Source organism: Catalinimonas locisalis (assembly GCF_038039535.1).
Taxonomy (GTDB): domain Bacteria; phylum Bacteroidota; class Bacteroidia; order Cytophagales; family Cyclobacteriaceae; genus Catalinimonas.
In genome coordinates this window covers 1-3,664 of record NZ_JBBPHP010000088.1, presented here as the reverse complement: position 1 = coordinate 3,664, position 3,664 = coordinate 1, and the positions used below count along the sequence as shown (strand labels likewise).

Below are 3,664 nucleotides of genomic sequence, written 5' to 3'. Positions count from 1 at the left end.
TAATGAAAGAGTAATTCTTCAGTATGAGCACTTTAGCTACATTACTTCACATAAATATCTACTCTACATAATGTGATTTATGTAAAGCTTTACATAAGGCTCACAATCACCCTTCCGGGAACCTCGTTCCATCAAAAGCAGATATAGACCTGACGCGCAAACTCAAGCAGGGAGGACAATTCCTGGATCTTCCAATTTTAGATCATCTGATCTTAAGCAAGCAGAGCTATTATAGCTTTGCTGACGAGGGGCTTCTTTAGCCCCTTTTTTTGATATTTACCCCAACTTCAATGCATATACATATAAAATTAACCCTAACTTTATAGCATAACTTGTATAAAAATGCCCTAACTTTATGACATGTTTCAAAGGAGTATTCATCAAGACTTAGTTCAATGGCGAAATAGTAAAACTCGAAAGCCCATGGTGATAAGAGGAGCTCGCCAGGTCGGAAAAACAACTGCCATACATGCTTTTGCCAAAGAGTTTGATCAGTACCTATACTTTAACCTTGAACTTGCTGAAGATAAAGAGGTTTTCCAGGGTTTTAGAGATATAGATACACTTTTACAAGGATTATTCTTCCTGAGGAGTAAAAAGCTGGACAAACTGGATCAGACCCTCCTTTTTATAGATGAAATTCAGGAAATGCCGGAGGCAATGAACATTCTGCGTTATTTTTATGAGCAGGTGCCTGAATTAGCAGTTATAGCGGCGGGGTCATTATTAGAAATACTTTTTAATCCGAAAGCTACTTTTCCGGTTGGTCGTGTAGAGTACCGGGTTATCAGACCGGTTAGCTTTCCTGAGTTTTTGGAGGCAACGGGAGAAGAAGCCGCTCTGGATCAACTCCAGCAAGTGCCGATAAATGACTTTGCTCATGAAAAGTTACTACGATTATTTCATACCTATGCGCTATTGGGCGGTATGCCGGAAGTGATACAGCATTATGCCCAGTACAGAGACCTGACGGCATTAGCGCCAATTTACGAATCATTGATCGCTACATATCTGGACGATGTAGAAAAGTATGCTAATAATGCCTCTCAAATTCAATATATCCGACATGCTATACGCTCAGTCTTTAAGGAGGCCGGTCATCGTATTAAGTTTCAGGGCTTTGGCCGATCCGAGTATGGATCCAGGGAGATGGGCGAAGCACTGCGAACCATAGAAAAAGCACTGCTTATAAATCTGGTTTTTCCTCAGACCAATGCCACATTACCTCTCCTACCCGATCATCGTAAATCGCCCCGGCTGCAGGTATTGGATTCCGGACTCGTGAATTTCTCTCTAGGTATTCAAAGAGAAATAATCAAAACAGACAACTTAGATCAGATATATCAAGGTACTTTAATAGAACATCTCGTAGGCCAAGAAATACTGGCCAGCCAAAGTAATGTACTAAGTGGATTGCACTTCTGGGTACGGGAGAAGAAAACCTCGCAGGCAGAAGTAGATTTCCTATACCCCTATAAGCAGCAACTCATTCCGGTAGAAGTAAAATCCGGCGCGGAAGGGAAGTTACGCTCTTTGCATTTGTTTATGGATATGGCTCCGCATAATACAGCAGTACGCTTCTATGCAGGAAAAATCAGGATCAGTAAAGCTAATACACCGGATGGTAAAACCTATACGCTCCTTAATTTGCCTTACTATTTGGTATCCCAACTTAAAGGGTATTTGGATTGGATGAAAGAAAGTCCAATTGAGGAGTAAATAAAGCTGAATGGTGTAAATTAACTTTACTAAGATTTTTTTACACATTTTCTTTACTATATTGGAAGGCAAAATGAAAAAATATAAGAGGGTGATTGTACTTACGCTAAGTGGTAAACTTACCCTTCGTTTCTTTTACACTATGGTCACAATGACAAGATGAGTATATCCCAATGACATGAAATAGCTCGTTTTGTTTGTTGAGAACATTAGAAATTGAACCAGATGAAGGCATTTTGGAAATGGGTAATAAGGAATCTCTCTAATATTTTCGGTTTTATTGGTATCCTTTTGACCTTATACTTCGGAGTTTTCTATATACCAAGTTGGTTAAGAGAAACTCAAAATGAAAGGTTTATAAATGCACAGAGAGAACTTCAGCAATCAATCAAAGAACTAATTTATTCGGATTCTCTCTGCACATACTCTGAAATAGAGATCCTTATTAAAGCTAAAGAGCTGACACTTAGTCATACTTTCCCTCTAACCCCAGAACAAGTTTTGACTAGGGCACAAGAATCATTTATGCTGGACAGGTTTTTACCTCTTAAAACAAGGAAGAACCTCATCTCCGAGCTTGAGTCTATAAAAAAACAAATTCCTAAACCATCGGAAGAACAAATTATAGAAGCAAAAAAAGATTCTATTTGGGTTCTTCAATTGATATCTATTGCTATTGCAATTCTAAGTGGAATTGTGGGAATATTTAGTTTCTATTCTAGATATAGAACTGAAAAGGAAAAAGATGAAGAAATTGAAAATCAAAGTATTGAAACTGATCATCAAAAATCATCTACCGAGTTAGCATTTGATTATGAAAACCAAATTGCTGAGATAATTCAAAATTATCCTGGTACCACGTTATTGAGAACACCGAAGTCTCTCAATTCTCTTTTTGATTTAGAGTTTGAATTTGAGGATAGGAAGTATTTTATTGAAGCTAAATATCTAACAAAAAGCAAAGTTGGCTTAAATTCATTCAGAGGTTTTCTTGCAAGGCAAAAAGGATTGGAGGGTGAATTTTGGTTTGTTTACAACACAGGGCTTACAGAAATGGTGAAAAGAATGGCTCGAGAAATAAACAAACAAACTTCCTCGAGTAGAAAAGTTGTACTAATCCATGCTGAAAGCGGAATTGACTTTAGAAATAAAATTGAAAAAATACTGCCAGTGACATAAAAATAATCATATAAATACGGATGTTTAGTCAAACTGCTTGGCGCAATAAAAAACTGATATGACAATCAATATTACGAACGAAAAGAATAACTATCCAGAGAGAATTTCTGACTTTGAGAAAGGTCTAGTTTCTTTCCTTGAATCACATAACCTACCTACAGAAGGAATTTTTAATAGTGTCAATGAAAGACTTCGTGTTTTTTATAATATTGATTATGTAATTGATCAAATTGAACCTACCCTGTCTCAAAAGTCCATTTACTTGTCTAAATTCTTGGCGGCAAGTGCTTCTGGATTATTTGATGCATCACTGAATTATTTATGGGATGAGACTATTTTACAATTACGAAAAAGAGTTGCCCAATTTGACCTTGAATATTTTTATGACAACACAGTAGGTGGAGATAGGAGAAAAAATTTTAAAAGTGAAGAAGACTTAGTAAAACTCCAGGATAGTGAGTTGATAAATGGAGCAAGGGAAATTGAGCTCATCTCTGAAGTGGGTTACAAGCACTTAACCTATATAAACTATATGCGAAATTGGGTAAGCGCAGCTCACCCGAACCAAAATGAAATTACAGGGTTACAGCTAATTTCTTGGTTGGAAACCTGTATTAGAGAAGTTATTTCTCTTCCAATTCCAAGTGCAGCAATTCAAATAAAAAAACTGCTTTCTAATATAAAGAAAGGTATCCGTGCGGTGAAGTAGCCTGTTAATTTTCCATCACATCAATTACCTTGGCAAGTTTCCAATTTGGCGGTAGTA

General features: G+C 36.9%; 3 protein-coding genes and 1 pseudogene. All 4 read left to right on the top strand.

All coding sequences use genetic code 11. The annotated features are described in order from the left end of the window. Positions 1–101: 101 nt before the first annotated feature. Positions 102–260: pseudogene (locus WJR50_RS33865) on the top strand (JAB domain-containing protein); the annotation flags it as partial. 163 nt (positions 261–423) lie between these two features. After that, positions 424–1,719 carry an ATP-binding protein gene (locus WJR50_RS33860; RefSeq protein WP_341297752.1) on the top strand — a complete coding sequence of 432 codons (1,296 nt, stop codon included), beginning with the start codon at positions 424–426 and terminating at the stop codon, positions 1,717–1,719. Positions 1,720–1,944: 225 nt separating this feature from the next. Next, positions 1,945–2,898, top strand: a complete 954-nt coding sequence (locus tag WJR50_RS33855) for a hypothetical protein (protein WP_341297751.1) — start codon at positions 1,945–1,947, stop codon at positions 2,896–2,898. Between the two features lie 58 nt (positions 2,899–2,956). Next, entirely contained in the window at positions 2,957–3,607 is a 651-nt protein-coding gene (locus WJR50_RS33850; RefSeq protein ID WP_341297750.1) for a hypothetical protein, read from the top strand. Positions 3,608–3,664: the final 57 nt, after the last annotated feature.